The sequence below is a fragment of the Brevundimonas sp. genome, assembly GCF_036732845.1.
GTDB lineage: Bacteria > Pseudomonadota > Alphaproteobacteria > Caulobacterales > Caulobacteraceae > Brevundimonas.
On the sequence record NZ_DAINBO010000017.1, the window covers coordinates 1 to 16,756 of the forward strand.

Here is a 16,756-nt window from a genome sequence, read left to right on the forward strand (position 1 = left end):
CCGAGACGCCGTCCTTGGTCGAGCGCGGGGCGCCGAAGGACTTCTGGATCACGACGTTGCGGCCCTTGGGACCCAGGGTCACCTTGACGGCGTTGGCGAGGATGTTGACGCCGCGCAGCATCTTGTCGCGCGCGTCGGTGTTGAAGTGAACGATCTTGGCGGCCATGTGCGGCTGCTCCTATCTATCTGAATACGTGGGGAAGAAAGTCAGTCGTCCGGTGCTTAGGACAGCACGCCCAGGACGTCCGATTCCTTCATGATGATCAGGTCTTCACCGTCGATCTTGACCTCGGTGCCCGACCATTTGCCGAACAGGATGCGGTCGCCGGCCTTCAGCTCCAGCGCATTGACCTTGCCCTGATCGTCACGAGCGCCCGGGCCGACCGAGACGACTTCGCCCTCCTGGGGCTTTTCCTTGGCGGTGTCGGGGATGATGATCCCGCCCTTGGTCTTGGATTCTTCTTCCACGCGCTTGACCAGCACGCGATCGCCGAGCGGACGAAACGCCATCTGTAGTTCTCCGAAGTGAAGCTCTCGAATGTCTCGTTCAACACCCCGACCGGCGCTTTGGCAGCCGATGCGCCAGAGTGCTAACGCGAGGGGGCAAGTAGGAGGGGCGGGGGGGCGCGTCAAGGGCGGGCGCGTCAAGGCGGCGCGTCAAGGCTGGCCCGGCGATGAACCGAAAATGAACGGCCGCGTCCCCAGGGCGTTCAACTGAAGCCGCGTACACGCCTTCCCAACGCTCGGCCTCCGGTCGACCCTGCAAGGAGATGCGTCATGAAGACCTTCACGACCCTCGCCGTCGGCGCCGCCGCCCTGGCCCTGACGGCCGGAGCCGCCGCCCCGGCCGCCGCCCAGTCGTACCGTGACTATCGCGACCGCGACCGCTCCAGCTCCAGCTCCAGCGACGTTCTGGTCGGCGCGGCCATCGGCGCCGTGGCGGGCGCGGCCCTGGGCAATGGCGACGGCGCCTATATCGCCGGCGGCGCCCTGGCCGGCGCGGCCCTGGCCGCCGCCAACGACGGCGACCGGCGCGACGACTGCGGCTATTGGCGCGACGGCCGCTGCTGGCGCAACCAGGGCCATTGGGAGCGCGAGCACGGCATCAACAGCCGCGACTATCGCGATTACGGCTACAACAACGGCTATAACAACGGTTACGGCTACGGCGACTACGGCCGCTATCAGGACAACCGTTACCAGGACGGCCGGACCTATGACGGCCGCTATTACCGCGACGGCCGCTTCTGGAGGAGCCAGGGCGAGTGGCGTTCCTATCAGAACCGCCAGAACCGCGACCGCGACTATCGCTACGAGCGCCGCTGGTAAGACGGCGTCATCCCCAGACCGAAGAAGGCGGGCGCATCACGCGTCCGCCTTTTTCACGTCAGCCGCCGCATCAGGGCCGCCGTCGACGGGTCCAGATCGGCCGAGGGCGCGCCCGCCGCGACATCCTTCAATATGGCCTGGGCCAGCACCTTGCCCAGTTCGACCCCCCACTGGTCGAAGCTGTTGATGTCCCACACCACGCCCTCGACGAAGGTCTTGTGCTCATAAAGCGCGATCAGCGCGCCCAGGGTCGATGGCGTCAGCCGCTCCATCAGGATCGCCGTCGAGGGCCGGTCGCCGGGGAAGGCCCGGTGCGGGGCCAGCCGCTCGGCCTGAACCTCATCCATGCCGCCCGCGATCATCTCGGCCCGCGCCTGATCCGCCGTCTTGCCGACCATCAGGGCCTGCATCTGCGCCAGGGCGTTGGCCCACAGCGGGCTTTCGGTCTGATCGCCATGGGTCTTGGCCACGACCACGAATTCGGCCGGAACCACCTCGGGTCCCTGATGGATCTGCTGGAAGAAGGCGTGCTGGCCGTTGGTTCCCGGCTCGCCGAACACCACCGGACAGGTGCCGTGCTCCACCGGCGCGCCGTCGCGCCGCACCCGCTTGCCGTTCGATTCCATCTCCAACTGCTGCAGGAAGGCCGACAGCCGCCGCAGTTGATGGGCATAGGGGGCGACCGTCCGTGCACGGCGGCCGCGCCCATCGACATTATAGACCTGGGCCAGGGCCAGCAGCACCGGCGCGTTCCGATCCAGCGGCGCCGCGACGAAATGCGCGTCCATCGCCGCCGCCCCGTCCAGCAGCCCCTGGAACACGTCCCAGCCCAGGCCGATGGCGCACGACAGCGACACCGCCGACCACAGCGAATAGCGCCCCCCGACCCAATCCCGAAAGGCGAAGGTGCGGCCGCAGCCGAACGTCCGCGCCCGCTCCGGCGCCGCCGTCACGCCGATGAAATGCCGCTCCACCCCCGCGCCCTTCAGCCCCGCCGCCAGCCACGCCTTGGCCGCCTCGGCGTTCGCCAGGGTCTCCTGCGTCGTGAAGGTCTTGGACACGACCACGACCAGCGTCGTTTCCGGGTCCAGTCCGGTCAGGGCCTCGGCCATGTCGCGCGGATCGATGTTGGCGACGAAGCGCAGGTCGAGGACGGGGTTCAGAGGCCGCAGCGCGTCCCACACCACGCGCGGTCCCAGGTCCGAGCCGCCGATGCCGATGTGCACCACGGCCTGAAACCGCTGCCCCGTCGCCCCGGTCTCGGTTCCCGAGCGCACGGCTTCGGCATAGTCGCGCATGGCCGCCCGCACCATCTCGACCTCGCCCGACACCGGCTCGCCCAGGGCCTGGAAGTCCGCGCCGTCTGCGGCCCGCAGCGCCGGATGCAGCACCGCCCGCCCCTCGGTCCCGTTCACCGCCGCCCCGCCGAACAGGGCCGCGCGCCGCCCCTCGACATCGGCCGCCCGCGCCAGGTCCAGCGCCGCCTGAAACCCCTTCAGGCTCCACGCCTGTTTCGACAGGTCCAGATAAAGGCCCGCCGCCTCGACGCTCATCCGCGTCAGACGCTCCGGCTCGGCCGCGAACCGGTCGGCGATCCGCACCCCCGCATCCTCGGCCGCCACGGTCTTCAGGGTCGTCCAGGCGGCGGCGGTCGCATCGGTCATGGCGGCGTCTCTCATGGTGAACGCTTCGTTTACGGGCTGGGCGTAAGCCGGTTCAACCGCGAATCCCTTCGCCGGAGCCTAATCATGTCCTGTGGTCTCGCCCTCGCCGCCGCCCTGATGCTGTCGAACCCGGATGTCGCGGCCGCCGCGGCCCTGCCGCCGCCGCCCGCCGACGCGCCCGTCTCGGTGGCGTCAGAGCCGTTGTTCGCCGACATCGTCGCCCGCTCGGCGCGATTGAAGGCCCTGGTCGACGGCTGGGCCGGCGTCATGCCCGCCGCCGACGCCTTCGCCGCCTTCAAGACCGAGACCGAGGCCCTGGCCGCCCTGGACATGCAGGGTCACCTGATCCTGAAGGAACGCGGTACCGACGGCGATCTGAAATGCATCCTGCGCGGCATTTCCGAGGACATGTCGAAAAAGGTCGAGGCGGTCACGGCCGCCGCCACGCCGCGCGAACAGGCCGTCGCCCTGTCCGAACTGGCCTATCTGCTGAACGACAATGTCGAGGTCATCACTGCTCCGCCGCGACCGGCGGCGTGACCCTTCTCCCGCTCGGGAGAAGGGCCGCATCCGGTTCGAGCGGCCGACCTAGTCGAGCGTGCGCTTGATCTCTTCGACCGTGAAGCACTCGATGTAGTCGCCTTCCTTGATGTCCTGGAAGCCCTGGAACTGCATGCCGCATTCCTGGCCCGAGGGCACCTCGTTGACCTCATCCTTGAAGCGTTTGAGCGTGTTGAGCACGCCCAGCTCCAGCACCACCACGTCCTCGCGGATGATGCGGACGCGGGCGCCCTTGCGCACGACGCCCTCGGTGACGCGGCAACCGGCGATCTTGCCGATCTTGGTGATGTCGAACACCTGCAGCACCTGGGCGTTGCCCAGGAAGGTCTCGCGCTGCAACGGCGCCAGCATGCCCGACAGCACGCCCTTCATGTCGTCCAGAAGGTCGTAGATGATCGAATAGTAGCGGATCTCCACGCCCTCGCGGTCGGCCAGGTCGCGCGCCTGTTTCGAGGCGCGGACGTTGAAGCCCAGGATCGGCGCACCGGCCGACTTGGCCAGGTTGACGTCGCTCTCGGTGATGCCGCCCGCGCCGTTGTAGACGACCCGCGCGCGCACCTCGTCGTTGCCCATCTTCTCCAGAGAACCGGCGATGGCCTCGCCCGAACCCTGGACGTCCGACTTGATGAGGACCGGCAGTTCGCTGATCTTCTTGGCGCCCAGCTTGGCCATCATGTCGGCCAGCGACGCCGAGCCGCCCGAGACCTGGTTCTTCTCGCGCTTCACCCGCTGACGATATTCGGTCAGCTCGCGGGCGCGGGCCTCATTCTCGACGGTGGCGAAGACGTCGCCGGGCGACGGCGCCTCGTCCAGGCCCAGGATCTCGACCGGCACCGACGGGCCGGCCTCGGTCAGTTGTTCGTTGCGCTCGTTCAGCAGGGCGCGGACCTTGCCCCACGAACCGCCGGCCACGACGATGTCGCCGCGGTTCAGCGTGCCGCGCTTGACCAGGACGGTGGCGACCGGGCCGCGGCCCTTGTCCAGCTTGGCCTCGATGACCACGCCCTCGGCCGAACGGTCGGGGTTGGCGCGCAGATCCATGACCTCGGCCTGCACCAGGATGGCCTCGATCAGGCCGTCCAGATTGGTGCGGTTCTTGGCCGACACCTCGATGATCTGGGTGTCGCCGCCCAGGCTTTCGGCGATGACCTCGTATTGCAGCAGCTCGTTGACGACCTTCAGCGGATTGGCGTCCGGCTTGTCGATCTTGTTGACCGCCACGATCAGGGGCGCATTGGCCGCCTTGGCGTGCTGGATGGCCTCGATCGTCTGGGGCATGACGCCGTCGTCGGCGGCCACGACCAGCACCACGATGTCGGTGACGTTTGCGCCGCGCGCGCGCATCGCCGAGAAGGCGGCGTGACCCGGCGTGTCCAGGAAGGTGACCTTCTGGCCGTCCTCCAGCCGCACCTGATAGGCGCCGATGTGCTGGGTGATGCCGCCGGCTTCGCCGCCCGCCACATCGGTGGTGCGCAACGCGTCCAGCAGGCTGGTCTTGCCGTGGTCGACGTGGCCCATGATGGCCACGACCGGGGCGCGGACCTCGCCGGCCTCGGCGTCGTCGGCCTCGGACAGGAAGCCTTCCTCGACGTCGGATTCCGACACGCGCTTGACGCTCATGCCGTATTCCTCGGCCACCAGTTCGGCGGTGTCGGAATCGATGATGTCGTTGATCTTCATCATCATGCCCTGACGCATCAGGAATTTGATGATGTCGACGCCGCGCACGGCCATGCGGTTGGCCAGTTCGCCCACGGTGATGGTGTCGGGAATGACGACCTCGCGCGGACGGTTCGGCGCGTCGGTCGAGCCGCCCTTGCGCTTCTCGCGCTCGCGCTCGCGGGCGCGGCGCACCGAAGCCAGCGAGCGCATCCGCTCGGCGGCGTCCTCGTCTCCGCCGGCCACGGCCTGGATGGTCAGGCGGCCTTCACGGCGCTTGGGTTCGCCGCGCGTGCGGCTGACGGCCTTGCCCGGCCCGGCGTCCGAGAAACGCTTGTCGCGGTCGTCGTCGCGGCCGGTTCCGGCCGGACGGCCGAAGCCCGCGCGCACCGGACGCGCCACATTGGCCTCGGCCGGAGGCTGGTTCGGGCCGGGGCGCGCGCCAGGACCGGTGCGCGGCCCGCCGGGACCGCGCGCGCCGGGGGCCGGACGCGGGTCGAGGGCCGAATAGCGCACGGGCTGGGCCGGGCGGGCGCCGGGCGCGCGGCCGGCGGGCGCGCCCGAAGCGGCGCCCGCGCCTTGCGGCCGGTCGGAATAGTTGCGTTCGCCGCCGCCCATGGCGGCTTCGCGGGCCGAACGGCCGCCGAAGGCCGGACGCTCGATCGGGGCGCGTTGCGGATTGCCGGGCTTGGGCGCGCGCTGGCCGAAATTGACGGCCGGGCGGGCCGGGGCGGCCGGACGCGCGGGGGCCGCGGGAACCGGGGCCGGGGCTTCCGCCTGCGGAGCCTCGGGCGCGGGGGTTGCGGCGGCGGGGACCGCCGTCTTGGCGGGCTTGGCCGGAGCGGGCGCCGGGGCGGCGGCGGCCAGTTTGGCGGCTTCGGCGCGGGCGGCCTCGGCGGCGGCCTTGGCGGCGGCGGCCTCGGCCTGGGCGGCGCTGGCGGCCTGGGCGGCGGACGCGGCCTGTTCACGCGCGGCGGCGTCGCGGCGCGCCTGTTCGGCGGCCTGGGCCTCGGCGCGTTCGGCCTGCTGGCGGGTGGCCAGTTCGATGGCCTTGCGGCGGGCTTCCTGTTCTTCGTTCGACAGGCCCCCGGTCGAGGGCGAGGCGGCCGGACGCGGAGCGGCGGGCGCCGGCGTCTCGGTGCGCGGACGCGCGACGTCGAAGCCGGTCTGACGCTGGACCGGGCTGGGCGCCCCGACGCGGCGCTTGGTCTCGACCACCACGGTCTTGGAGCGGCCGTGGCTGAAGCTCTGCTTGACGGTTCCGGCGGCGACCGCCCCCGCCGTGCGCGGCTTCAGGCTCAGCGGCGCACGCGGCCCCGTGGCGGAGGGAGCCGCCGAAGGGGTCGAGGTCGTCTTGCCGTCGTTGGTCTTGTCGTTCTCGTCGGTCATCCGGTCGCTTCAAATCCGGGGCGGAAAGACCCGCCCGCGTCGTCGTCAAAACACAAAAAGCCGTGCGGCGCCCCGCCCCCGATCAGGGAGCAGAACCCCGCCCGTCCAAGTCCCTGTCGGAACCTTCAGTCGCATCCCGCCCCCATTCCGGGGGCCGGAGCGGTCGAAATCCAGCCAGCCGTTCGACCTCTAGGGTCCAGCGATCGGCGCGCCCGCCCGTAAGCAGGACGGCGTGTATCGCATTTTCCAGCCCCAGGGCCAAACTCAAATCTTCGGCGGTGAAGGCGCCGCATGCGCGCGTCGCCTGATGCCGCGCCAGGGCCAAGAGCTTGCCGCGCCCGTCGGCGGACCCGTCCGAGGCCTCGATCAGCCAGGCCGCGCGGCCCGAACGGATCGCGGCGGCGGACTTTTCAAAGCCCGAGATAAGCACGCCCTCGCGTCGGGCAAGGCCCAACTGCTCCAGGCATCGGCGCGTCAGCAGCCGTTCGACCATGTCCGCCAGGTCCGGCGCGGCCTTCAGCGGGGCCTTGGCGGCGCGGGCGAACAGGCCCTTGGCCGCCGCCGTCTCGACCGAGGCGCGGTCGGCCGCCACCCACAGGCCGCGGCCCGGCAGTTTGCGCGCCAGGTCGGGAACCACCGAACCGTCCGGGCCGGCGACGAAGCGGATCAGACAGGATTCATCCATGACCTGGCGGGTGACCAGGTCTCGGCGCTCCCTATCGATCGCTCCTTCGCGCGACATCATGGACGATCCGGCCCTCCATCACGCTTCGGACGGTTCGAGGTCGCCCTCGTCGGCCGTCTCGGTCTCGGTCTCGGCGGCGTCCTGCGGCGCGAAGACGCTTTCGGCGTCGAACGCCTCTTCGCCCTCGTCCTCGTATTCCGGCTCGGGTTCCGGCTGCGGCAGTTCCGAGGCGTCGATCCATCCGGCGGCCACGCGGGCCTGGAGGATCAGCATCTCGGCGTCTTCCTGCGACAGGTTGAAGGATTCCAGCACGCCGGCGACCTTCACGCGCTCGCCGTTCTGAACCTCATAGCCGCCGCGCACCTCGTCGGTGGCCAGGTCGGCCAGGTCCTCGACCGTCTTGACCCCGCCTTCGCCCAGGGCGACGGCGACGGCCAGGGTCACGCCCGGCACTTCCAGCACGCCGTCCTCGACGCCCAGAGCCTTGCGCTTGGCGTCCAGCTCGGCCGCCTGGCGGTCCAGGAAGTCGCGGGCGCGGGCCTGCAGCTCCTCGGCGGTCTCTTCGTCGAAGCCTTCGATGTCGGAGATTTCATAGGCCTCGACGAAGGCCAGGTCCTCGACCGTGGCGAAGCCTTCGGTGACCAGCAGTTGGGCGATCACCTCGTCGACGTCCAGGGCTTCCTGGAACAGGGCGGTGCGCTCGGTGAACTCCTTCTGGCGGCGTTCGGAATCCTGGGCTTCGGTGATGATGTCGATCTGCCAGCCAGTCAGTTGCGAAGCCAGGCGGACGTTCTGGCCGCGGCGGCCGATGGCCAGCGACAGTTGCTCGTCCGGCACGACCACCTCCACGCGGCCGGCTTCTTCGTCCAGCACCACCTTGGACACCTCGGCCGGGGCCAGGGCGTTGACGATGAAGGTCGGCTCGTCGTTGTTCCACTGGATGATGTCGATCTTCTCGCCTTGCAGCTCGGCGACCACCGCCTGCACGCGCGAGCCGCGCATGCCGACGCAGGCGCCCACGGGATCGATCGAGCTGTCGTTCGACAGCACGGCCATCTTGGCGCGCGAACCGGCGTCGCGGGCGGCGGCGCGGATCTCGATCACGCCGTCATAGACCTCGGGCACCTCCTGGGCGAACAGCTTGGCCATGAAGCCCGGATGGGCGCGGCTCAGCATCACCTGCGGACCCTTGGCCTCGGGGCGGACGTCATAGATGTAGGTGCGGATGCGGTCGCCGATGTTGAACACCTCGCGCGGGATCGACTGGTCGCGGCGCATCACGCCCTCGCCCCGGCCCAGGTCGACGATGGTGTTGCCGTATTCGACGCGCTTGACCGTGCCGTTGACGATCTCGCCGACGCGGTCCTTGAACTCTTCGTACTGGTTGGCGCGCTCGGCCTCGCGGACCTTTCCGGTCACGACCTGGCGGGCCATCTGGGTCTGGACGCGGCCGAATTCGAACGGCGGCAGCTCTTCGACATACTCCTTGCCGACCTCGGCCTCGGGATCGCGCTTGGCGGCGTCCTTCAGGCGCACCATGGCGCTGTCGTTGAACTCCTCCAGCTCATCTTCCGGCTGCCAGTCGTCGGCGACGATGGTGACGTGACGGGTCAGGGCCAGTTCGCCGGTCTTGGGGTCGATCTTGGCGCGGATGTCGTGGTGGGCGCCGTAACGCGACTTGGCGCCCTTCTGGATCGCCTCCTCGATGGCCTCGATGACGATCTCGCGGTCGATCAGCTTCTCGCGGGCGACGGCGTCGGCGATCTGCAGCAGTTCGAGACGGTTGGCGGAAATACCGGTGACGGCCATCAGGCGTTGTCCTCAGAGGTCGTGGTCGTTGTGTTCAGGGGCGACGGCCCTTCGGAAGGCAGGCCGTCGTCTTCAGGCTCGCCGCGCGCGGCGCGGATTTCGGCGCCGCGCTTCAGCAGGGCGTCGGTCATGACCAGCTTGGCGTCGGCCAGCCAGTCGAAGGGGATCAGGGCGGTCTCGGCCTCGCCGTCCAGGTCGATGGCGACGCTGCCGTCCTCATAGCCGGCCAGCAGGCCCTTGAAGCGTTTGCGGCCCTCGACCATCCGGTCGGTCTCCAGCCGCGCCTCGAAGCCCTCGAACAGCTCGAAGTCCACCGGCCGGGTCAGCGGCCGGTCGATGCCCGGCGACGAGACCTCCAGCAGATACTCGCCCGAGATCGGGTCGGCGGCGTCCAGCACCTCGGACACCGCGCGGCTCAGGCGGGCGCATTCCTCCACGGCGATGTCGTGATCGCTGGGCCGTTCGGCCATGATCTGCAGCCGCCGACGCAGGGTGCCGCCCATCAGGCGCACGCGCACGATCTCCAGGCCGACCGACTCCGCGACGGGGTCGAGCAGCTCCAGCAGGGCGCGGTCTTCAGCGGTCTTTGCGCGCAAGGCCTTGGTCCAAAACAAAAGCGGCGGGCCATCCGGGCCGCCGCTTCAAACGGCGCCGTTAGGACGCCGGTCTAACGATGTGGGAGGCCATATAGGCCAGGCGAAGGGGCTTGTCAGCCCCCTGCTTCATATGCGCTGAAAGTCCAGGAAGATCGGCGCCACGTCGCCCAGCTTCTTTTCCTCATAGCGGGTGACGATGTGGTCGGCGGGCGCCGCGTGCCAGTCCTCGACGTCGCCGATCCGCGCCAGGCCCGGCGTGCGCGCGAACCGCTCCAGCGCCCAGTCGGCGTAGTCGGCCCAGTCGGTGGCGAAGCGCAGGGTTCCGCTCGGTTTCAACACCCGCACCAATTCGGCGGCGAAGTCGTCCTGCACCAGCCGTCGCTTGTTGTGCCGCGCCTTGTGCCAGGGGTCGGGGAACAGGATCATCACCCGGTCCAGCGAGGCGTCGGGCAGGGCCTGGACCACCGCGCGGGCGTCGTCGGCGTGGATGCGCACATTCTTCAGCCCCCGCTCGTCGACGTGCCGCAACAGCGAACCGACCCCGTTCAGGAACGGCTCGCAGCCGATGATCACGGCGTGCGGATGACGCTCGGCCTGGGCCGCCAGATGCTCGCCGCCGCCAAAGCCGATCTCCAGCCAGGCCTCGGCCGCCTCGGGCGCCAGGACGCGCGGATCGACCGGCCCGGCCTTGGGGTCCGGCACGGCGATGGACGGCAACAGGGTGTCGAACAGGGCCGCCTGGCGCGGCTTGATCGGCCGCGACTTGATGCGCCCGAAGGTGCGCAGGGGACGGTGGTCGGAAGTGGACATGGGCGGCGCTATAGCCGCTGGGGCGGCGCAGCGGAACTAGCGCCGGGCGGGACCCGCCGGACGTGAGGCGTCGCACAGGGCGCGGGCCTGGGTTCCGAACACCGCCCCTTGCGCCACCCAGCCGCGCAGCTTGCGGGCGCGGACCCGGCACCAGCCGTCCTCGCAGTCGTCGATCGAGACCAGAGACCGGGGCTGCAGCCGGGCGCGCACGGCGGCGTCCTCGGCGCGGGCGGCGCGGATGGGGATCTCGCGCGGCGTGGCGTTGAAGACGTGGCGGCGGCCCGAGGCGACCGAGCGGTGGATCCAGGCCACGGCCCCGTCGGGGTCGCAGATCTTGCGCCAGTGGCGGGTCTCGGCGATCACCTGCACCGGCAGGCCCGCGGCGCGGTATTCCCACAGGATCTCATAATCCAGGCCGGGTCCGCCGCGCGCCCGCACCTCGGACGACTTCAGCGAGATCCAGCGCGGCACCTCCAGCCCCGTCGGCGTCGGCCGTCCGTCCGGCATGGTGTTGGACGCCCCGCACAGGACGGCGACGGCCAGCACGCCCGCGGCGGCCAGGGCCGTGCGGACGGAGACGGAGCGGACGGGAACGGGTCGAGGCGGCACGTCGGGTTCTCGAAACGGCGTCCGCCCAGGATGACGCGCCCCCGTTTAAGACCGTCTTAACCGTGTCCGCTCGTCGTCGTCCGGTGGTTTCGACATATCCGCAATCGCGATCATACTCGGTAGAACATATTGATTTATTTTATGAAAAATTGGTCACAAACTAACGACGAATTCACCCCGCGCCTCGAAAAGGGCGCCGGATTCACACACCGTCGCGACAACGACGGCGCTCAATCCCCGTCTCGCCGCCCATCGCGGCCCTACACAAAGGGGAGTGCCCACCATGACCGCCATCCGCATCGCCGCCGTCATCGCCGCCGCCGCCGTCAGCCTGACCGTCCCGGCCGCCGCTTCGGCCCAGGAAGTGGGCGAAGTCTCGACCTCGGTCGCCTGGAACGACCTGGACGTGACCACGCCGACCGGCGCCGCCCAGTTGGATCAACGCATCAACGCCGCCGCCCGCCGCGCCTGTCGCGGGGTGCGGGCCACCGGCACGAACATGAGCCAGACCGCCTTCTGCCGCGCGCAGATCAAACAGTCGGTCTTGGGCCGGATGGATGAACCCACGCGCGAGGCCTATGGCCGGGCCAGCGCCGAAGCCCGCGCCTCGGCGCGCGCGGATCGCGTCTGACGAACCGGGGGCGGGCGGCCCGGCGTCGCCCGCCGCTCCCATAACGACGCTCCGCCAGCCGCGACTTATCCGCGCGGAATCTAACAGCGAATTCATTCACCGATTTGTCGGTGAAATCCTATGGTCCGCGCCCTGAAACGGCGGCGCACGGTCGACCGTGCGCCGCGAGAGCGGCTGTCCTGGAGTTCGCCTTGATGTCCGCCGTTCGTTTCGCCGCCGTTTTGGCCGCCGCCGTCTTCGCCGTCTCGACCCCCGCCCTGGCCTCGGTCCAGTCCGACGAAACCCCCAGCGGCCCGGTGCAGTGGAGCGACATCGACATCACCACCCCCGAAGGCGCCGCCGAGCTGGACGCCCGCATCAACGCCTCGGCCCGCCGCGCCTGCCGCGGCATGCGTTCGACCGGCTCGAACATGAGCCAGACCTCCTTCTGCCGCGCGCAGATCCGCGAAGGCGTCATGAACCGCCTGGATGAGCCGACCCGCGAGGCCTACAACCGCGCCCGCGCCGAGGCCCGTCGCGGCGGCCGCAACTGAAGCCGCCGCCTCGGCGGTCGTTTCAAGCCTGACATACGGCGGCGATCCCAATAGTGCATATCGCACTAAAAGGGAGTGAACTCACATGAAGTCCGCCGCCGTCATCGCCGCCCTGCTTGTGCTGGGGGCGTCGCCCAACCCTGTCCGCGCCCAGATCGCGCCGTCGCCCCCTCACGCGCCGACGGTGCGCAGGGCCGTCGAGATTCCCATCACCCTGGCCGGAACCCAGATTCTGGTCGACGGCGTGCGCGTGAACGGCCGGGGTCCCTATCGTTTCCTGCTGGACACCGGCGCCCAGGGCGCGGGCCGGGCGGACATCGGCCTGGTTCAGGCCCTGGACCTGCCGCGCGTCGGAACGGCCGGGGCGTCCGACGGCGGCGGCGGCGCGCGGCGCGAACTGGCCGTGCACCGGATCGAGACGCTGGAGTTCGCGGGCCTGGTCTTTCACGATCTCGACGTCGTCAGCCGGGACTACAATGCGGGCGGCGGCGGCGGGCGCGGACCCATAGACGGCGTTCTGGGGATCGACCTGTTCCGGGACGGCCTGCTCACCCTCGACTACGGCCGCGGCGTGCTGAGGATCGAACCGGGCGCCCTGCCCGAAGCCGACGGCCGCGCCGTGCTGGCGCTGGACCCCGGCGCACCGGTCCCGACCGTCGAGATCGGCCTGGGCGGCCAGACGGTGTGGGCGCACATCGACACCGGCTCCATGGGCGGGATCGCCGTGGGTCAGACGACGGCGGACGCCCTGGTCTTCGCCGCGCCCCCGGTCACGGCGGGCCAGGCCCGAACCGTCTCGGGCGCCTTCGAGGTCCGCCAGGGACGGCTGGCGGGCGACATGACCCTGGGCGCCCAGACCTTCGTCCGACCGACGATCAGCATCGTGCCGCATTTCCGGGTCGGCAATCTGGGCGGCGACTTCCTGCGCGGCCAGGTGACGACGCTGGACCTGGCCGGCCATCGGGTGCGGTTCACCCCGTCCGCCGCGCCCGCCGCGCCCGCCGCGCCGCCGCCGCGCCGCTACGGCCTGATGATGAACCCGCCGTCGGGCGGCGAGAGCGAACTGCCCCTGCGCGGCGTCGCGCCGGGCAGTCCCGCCGAGGCGAGCGGCCTGAGGGCGGGCGACGTGATCGTGTCGCTGAACGGCGTCCCGGTGGGGGCGCTGGGCGACCGCCTGCCCGGCTTCATGCGCGCCACCCCGCTGGTCGTCGGCTTCACTCGCGACGGCGCGCGCCGCGAGGTCACGTTGAAGCTGGACTGAAAAGGGCCGGCGGATCGCTCCGCCGGCCCCTATCTCGTTTCGCTCAAGCCGCGAGCGTCAGCGACACTAAGACGTCGGGAAGCCGCGCACGCGCAGCAGGGCGGCGACGTCCGGGTCGCGGCCGCGGAAGCGGCGATAGGCGTCGGCGCGATCCGACGAATTGCCCTCCGACAGGATGATCTCCTTGTAGCGGGCGGCGATGTCCGGGTTGAAGACGTCGCCCGAGTCCTTGAAATAGGCCCAGGTGTCGGCGTCCATCACCTCGGACCACAGGTAGGAGTAGTAGCCGGCCGAATAGCTGTCGGACGTGAACAGGTGATTGAACTGCGGCAGGCGGTGCCGCATCACAATCTCCTTGGGCATGCCCAGGCGGGCCAGGCTGTCGCGCTCGAACTTGTCGATGTCGGTCGGCGGCGAGCCTTGCGTGTGCAGGTCCATGTCCACCAGGGCCGAGGACAGATAGCTGACCGTGGCGTAGCCCTGGTTGAAGGTGTCGGCGGCCTCGATCTTGTCGACCAGGGCCTGGGGCATCGGTCGGCCCGTCTCGACGTGCTTCAGGAAGCCCTCGATGATCGGCCGCGTCAGCACCCAGTGCTCGTGCACCTGCGACGGATATTCGACGAAGTCGCGCTGGCTGCCGCCCAGGGCCGGATAGACCACCTTGGACGAGAAGGCGTGCAGGGCGTGGCCGAACTCGTGGAACAGGGTCTGGGCGTCGTCCAGCGAGATCAGGATCGGCCTGTCCTCGGCCTTGATGAAGTTGTTGTTGTTGGACGCCAGCACATTCTTGTCGCCGTCGTAGGAGGTGTGCGAGCGATAGGTGGTCATCCAGGCGCCGGATCGCTTGCCCGGACGGGCGTAGTCGTCGGTGTAGTAGAGACCCACCGGACGACCGTGATCCTTGACCTCATAGACCGTCACGTCCGGGTGGAAGACCGGCACGGTCCCCGCCGCCAGCTTCTCGAAGGTGAAGCCGTACAGGCGCTCGGCCATATAGAAGGAGCCGGCGCGGACGTTGTTCAGTTCAAAATAGGGTTTCAGCTCGTTCTGATCGAGGTCGTACTTCGCCTTCCGCACCTTCTCGGCGTAGTAGAGATAGTCCCACGGCTCGATGTCGTGACCGGCGATGGCGCGCATGTCGGCCACCTCTTCGGCGACCCGCGCCTTGGCCGGCGCCCAGACCCGGTTCATCAGGCTCATCGCCGCCGCCGGGGTCTTGGCCATGGTGTCCTGCATCCGCCATTCGGCGTGGTTGCGGAAACCCAGCAGCTTGGCGCGCTGATCGCGCAGGCGCACGATCTCGGCGATGACGGCGTTGGTGTCGTTGGCGTCGCCGTTGTCGCCGCGATTGACGAATTTGCGCCAGACCTGTTCGCGCAGGGCGCGGTCGTCGGCATAGCTCAGGAACGGATCGACGCTGGAGCGGGTGTTCAGGATCGCCCAGCCCGTCAGATTGCGGCGGCGCGCGGCGGCGGCGGCGGCGGCCTTGTTGTCGGCGGGCAGGCCGTTCAGACGCGCCTCGTCGGTGATCAGGGTCCAGGCGTTCTCATCGGCCACCACCTTCTGGCCGAAGCTGGTGAAGGCGTTCGACAGGGCGGTGTTGATGCGGCCCAGCTCGGCCTTGCCGGCGGCGTTCAGGGCCGCGCCGTTGCGGACGAAGCCGTCGCGGCTGCGCTCGACGATCCGCTTCTGCTGCGCGTTCAGCCCCATCTCATCGGCGTGGTCGGCGACGTGCTTGACGCGCTGGAACAGTTTTTCGTTGAAGGTGATCTCGTCGCCGGCGGCCGACAGCAGGGGCGACAGCTCGGTGTCGACGGCCTGATAGTCGTCCGAACCGATGTTCTGGGTCATCACCCCGAACAGGGCGCCGGCCCGGTCCAGAGGCTCGCCCGCCATTTGCAGGGCGACGGAGGTGTTGGCGAAGGTCGGCGGGGCCGGGTTGTCGGCGATGGCCGCGATCTCGGCGCGTTGCAGCTCGATGCCTTCCAGCAGCGCCGCGCGCAATTTGGGGGCCGTGACCCGATCCCAGGGCGGCACGCCGCCGAACGGGCCGGTCCATTCCTGCAACAGCTCGGCGCGCGGGGTCTGTTTCGGCAGGACGGCGCGGGCCTCGGCGGCCTCGGCGGCCAGCGACTGGCCTCCGCCGCCCGCCGCGCTCCCCGTGGAGGCGCAAGCGGTCAGGGCGAACAGGCTTCCGCCCGCGATCAGAAGTTGGCGTCTGTGCATCAAGGTCATCCTCGATTGGGAAATAGGTCGGTTCGGACCTTAGACCCATGTTCCGGCGTCGTCACATGACAGGCCCGTAATCTTGCCGTCTTTAGCCTTCCCGGCCGTTGAACCGGAAGCCCGCGACCTCTAAAGCCGCGCCATGGCGATTGGCGTTTTCGACTCCGGCGTGGGCGGGCTGACGGTCCACCGCGAACTGACGCGGCGATTCCCCGAACGGGACTTCGTCTATCTGGCCGACCAGGCCAACGCCCCCTATGGCGGACGCGGCGGCGAGGACATCGTCGAACTGACCCGCGCGGGCTGCGAGCGGCTGTTCCAGGCCGGAGCCTCGGTCGTCGTTCTGGCCTGCAACACCGCCTCGGCCATCGCCCTGCGCCGCCTGCAACAGACCTGGGCGCCCCAGGCGCGCGAACGGTTCGGCCGCCCGTTGAACGTGCTGGGCATCATCGTGCCGACCATCGAGGCGGCGACCGGCCTGCCCTGGACCTATGAGGCCGACCGCTCGGGCGAGAAGATCGAGGCGATCGAGATCACCGGCGTCTTCTGCACCGCCGCCACAGCCATGAGCCGGGTCTATGAGATCGAGATCGACAAGCGACGCGAGGACCTGGCGGTCTTTTCCGAACCCTGTCCCGGCCTGGCCGGCCTGATCGAACTGGGCGCTTCGGCCGAGGAGCTGAAGGTCGTCGTCAACGAGCATGTCGACGCCCTGCGCCGCCGCATCGGCCGCCACCCGGACAAGGCCATCCTGGGCTGCACCCACTATGAGATCGTGGCCGATCTGTTCGCCGCCGCCCTGCCCCAGGGCACCTCGGTGATCCACCAGCCCAGCGCCGTGGCCGACGCCCTGGAGCGGTATTTTGAACGTCACGGCGAATACGATCTGGGTTCGTCCGGCCGTCGCGACTTCCTGACCACGGGAACGCCGGGACCGCAGTCGGACCTGGTCGCCCAGTTCTGGGGCGCGCCCCTGACCTTCGCGGCGGCTTGA

The 16,756-nt window shown here is 69.7% G+C and carries 15 protein-coding genes and 1 pseudogene; 6 read left to right on the plus strand and 10 right to left on the minus strand.

The window, feature by feature from the left end; genetic code table 11:
• Positions 1–166: pseudogene (gene groEL, locus V7D63_RS07885) on the minus strand (chaperonin GroEL); the annotation flags it as partial.
• Positions 167–222: 56 nt separating this feature from the next.
• The gene (gene groES, locus V7D63_RS07890; protein ID WP_017505470.1) at positions 223–510 is read right to left on the minus strand and encodes a co-chaperone GroES; all 288 of its coding nucleotides are present in this window, start codon (positions 508–510) and stop codon (positions 223–225) included.
• A gap of 267 nt (positions 511–777) precedes the next feature.
• Between groES and V7D63_RS07895 the strand changes: the two genes are divergently transcribed.
• Positions 778–1,329 (plus strand): hypothetical protein, encoded by a 552-nt coding sequence (locus tag V7D63_RS07895; protein ID WP_333591720.1) that lies wholly within the window; start codon positions 778–780, stop codon positions 1,327–1,329.
• 53 nt (positions 1,330–1,382) lie between these two features.
• Here V7D63_RS07895 and pgi read toward each other — a convergent pair whose 3' ends face one another.
• Positions 1,383–3,008, minus strand: a complete 1,626-nt coding sequence (gene pgi / locus V7D63_RS07900) for a glucose-6-phosphate isomerase (RefSeq protein ID WP_442882124.1) — start codon at positions 3,006–3,008, stop codon at positions 1,383–1,385.
• Between the two features lie 69 nt (positions 3,009–3,077).
• On the opposite strand from pgi, the gene V7D63_RS07905 reads away from it, so the two are divergent.
• Complete coding sequence (locus tag V7D63_RS07905) at positions 3,078–3,533, plus strand: hypothetical protein (RefSeq protein ID WP_333591721.1); 456 nt, start codon at positions 3,078–3,080, stop codon at positions 3,531–3,533.
• A gap of 48 nt (positions 3,534–3,581) precedes the next feature.
• Here V7D63_RS07905 and infB read toward each other — a convergent pair whose 3' ends face one another.
• The 6 genes from infB to V7D63_RS07935 all read right to left on the minus strand — a co-directional run bounded on the left by infB (position 3,582) and on the right by V7D63_RS07935 (position 11,111).
• The gene (gene infB / locus V7D63_RS07910; RefSeq protein ID WP_333591722.1) at positions 3,582–6,602 is read right to left on the minus strand and encodes a translation initiation factor IF-2; all 3,021 of its coding nucleotides are present in this window, start codon (positions 6,600–6,602) and stop codon (positions 3,582–3,584) included.
• 82 nt (positions 6,603–6,684) lie between these two features.
• Positions 6,685–7,347 carry an RNA-binding protein gene (locus V7D63_RS07915; protein WP_333591723.1) on the minus strand — a complete coding sequence of 221 codons (663 nt, stop codon included), beginning with the start codon at positions 7,345–7,347 and terminating at the stop codon, positions 6,685–6,687.
• 18 nt (positions 7,348–7,365) lie between these two features.
• On the minus strand, positions 7,366–9,096 hold the full coding sequence (gene nusA, locus V7D63_RS07920; protein ID WP_333591724.1) for a transcription termination factor NusA: 1,731 nt from the start codon (positions 9,094–9,096) through the stop codon (positions 7,366–7,368).
• Positions 9,096–9,692: a ribosome maturation factor RimP gene (gene rimP / locus V7D63_RS07925; protein ID WP_333591725.1), complete on the minus strand. Its 597-nt coding sequence runs from the start codon at positions 9,690–9,692 to the stop codon at positions 9,096–9,098. The genes nusA and rimP overlap by 1 nt, the downstream gene beginning before the upstream one ends.
• A gap of 126 nt (positions 9,693–9,818) precedes the next feature.
• A complete protein-coding gene (trmB, locus tag V7D63_RS07930) occupies positions 9,819–10,502 on the minus strand; it encodes a tRNA (guanosine(46)-N7)-methyltransferase TrmB (RefSeq protein WP_333591726.1) in 684 nt (227 codons plus the stop codon).
• Positions 10,503–10,538: 36 nt separating this feature from the next.
• Complete coding sequence (locus V7D63_RS07935) at positions 10,539–11,111, minus strand: SH3 domain-containing protein (protein ID WP_333591727.1); 573 nt, start codon at positions 11,109–11,111, stop codon at positions 10,539–10,541.
• A gap of 283 nt (positions 11,112–11,394) precedes the next feature.
• Between V7D63_RS07935 and V7D63_RS07940 the strand changes: the two genes are divergently transcribed.
• The 3 genes from V7D63_RS07940 to V7D63_RS07950 all read left to right on the plus strand — a co-directional run bounded on the left by V7D63_RS07940 (position 11,395) and on the right by V7D63_RS07950 (position 13,536).
• On the plus strand, positions 11,395–11,742 hold the full coding sequence (locus V7D63_RS07940; RefSeq protein ID WP_333591728.1) for a UrcA family protein: 348 nt from the start codon (positions 11,395–11,397) through the stop codon (positions 11,740–11,742).
• 194 nt (positions 11,743–11,936) lie between these two features.
• Positions 11,937–12,275, plus strand: coding sequence for a UrcA family protein (locus V7D63_RS07945; RefSeq protein ID WP_333591729.1), 339 nt, complete (start codon positions 11,937–11,939; stop codon positions 12,273–12,275).
• An 85-nt stretch (positions 12,276–12,360) separates the two neighbouring features.
• The gene (locus V7D63_RS07950; protein ID WP_333591730.1) at positions 12,361–13,536 is read left to right on the plus strand and encodes an aspartyl protease family protein; all 1,176 of its coding nucleotides are present in this window, start codon (positions 12,361–12,363) and stop codon (positions 13,534–13,536) included.
• 66 nt (positions 13,537–13,602) lie between these two features.
• Here V7D63_RS07950 and V7D63_RS07955 read toward each other — a convergent pair whose 3' ends face one another.
• Positions 13,603–15,762: a M3 family metallopeptidase gene (locus tag V7D63_RS07955; protein ID WP_333591731.1), complete on the minus strand. Its 2,160-nt coding sequence runs from the start codon at positions 15,760–15,762 to the stop codon at positions 13,603–13,605.
• 142 nt (positions 15,763–15,904) lie between these two features.
• On the opposite strand from V7D63_RS07955, the gene V7D63_RS07960 reads away from it, so the two are divergent.
• Positions 15,905–16,756 carry a glutamate racemase gene (locus tag V7D63_RS07960; protein WP_333591732.1) on the plus strand — a complete coding sequence of 284 codons (852 nt, stop codon included), beginning with the start codon at positions 15,905–15,907 and terminating at the stop codon, positions 16,754–16,756.

What these genes read in the sequence shown, in the direction of transcription:
- pgi (WP_442882124.1), bottom strand. Translation starts at nt 3,008, where the DNA reads ATGAGAGACGCCGCCATGACCGATGCGACCGCCGCCGCCTGGACGACC.
- infB (WP_333591722.1), bottom strand. Translation starts at nt 6,602, where the DNA reads ATGACCGACGAGAACGACAAGACCAACGACGGCAAGACGACCTCGACC.
- groES (WP_017505470.1), bottom strand. Translation starts at nt 510, where the DNA reads ATGGCGTTTCGTCCGCTCGGCGATCGCGTGCTGGTCAAGCGCGTGGAA.
- nusA (WP_333591724.1), bottom strand. Translation starts at nt 9,096, where the DNA reads ATGGCCGTCACCGGTATTTCCGCCAACCGTCTCGAACTGCTGCAGATC.
- V7D63_RS07905 (WP_333591721.1), top strand. Translation starts at nt 3,078, where the DNA reads ATGTCCTGTGGTCTCGCCCTCGCCGCCGCCCTGATGCTGTCGAACCCG.
- V7D63_RS07940 (WP_333591728.1), top strand. Translation starts at nt 11,395, where the DNA reads ATGACCGCCATCCGCATCGCCGCCGTCATCGCCGCCGCCGCCGTCAGC.
- V7D63_RS07915 (WP_333591723.1), bottom strand. Translation starts at nt 7,347, where the DNA reads ATGATGTCGCGCGAAGGAGCGATCGATAGGGAGCGCCGAGACCTGGTC.
- V7D63_RS07950 (WP_333591730.1), top strand. Translation starts at nt 12,361, where the DNA reads ATGAAGTCCGCCGCCGTCATCGCCGCCCTGCTTGTGCTGGGGGCGTCG.
- V7D63_RS07945 (WP_333591729.1), top strand. Translation starts at nt 11,937, where the DNA reads ATGTCCGCCGTTCGTTTCGCCGCCGTTTTGGCCGCCGCCGTCTTCGCC.
- V7D63_RS07955 (WP_333591731.1), bottom strand. Translation starts at nt 15,762, where the DNA reads ATGCACAGACGCCAACTTCTGATCGCGGGCGGAAGCCTGTTCGCCCTG.
- trmB (WP_333591726.1), bottom strand. Translation starts at nt 10,502, where the DNA reads ATGTCCACTTCCGACCACCGTCCCCTGCGCACCTTCGGGCGCATCAAG.
- V7D63_RS07895 (WP_333591720.1), top strand. Translation starts at nt 778, where the DNA reads ATGAAGACCTTCACGACCCTCGCCGTCGGCGCCGCCGCCCTGGCCCTG.
- V7D63_RS07960 (WP_333591732.1), top strand. Translation starts at nt 15,905, where the DNA reads ATGGCGATTGGCGTTTTCGACTCCGGCGTGGGCGGGCTGACGGTCCAC.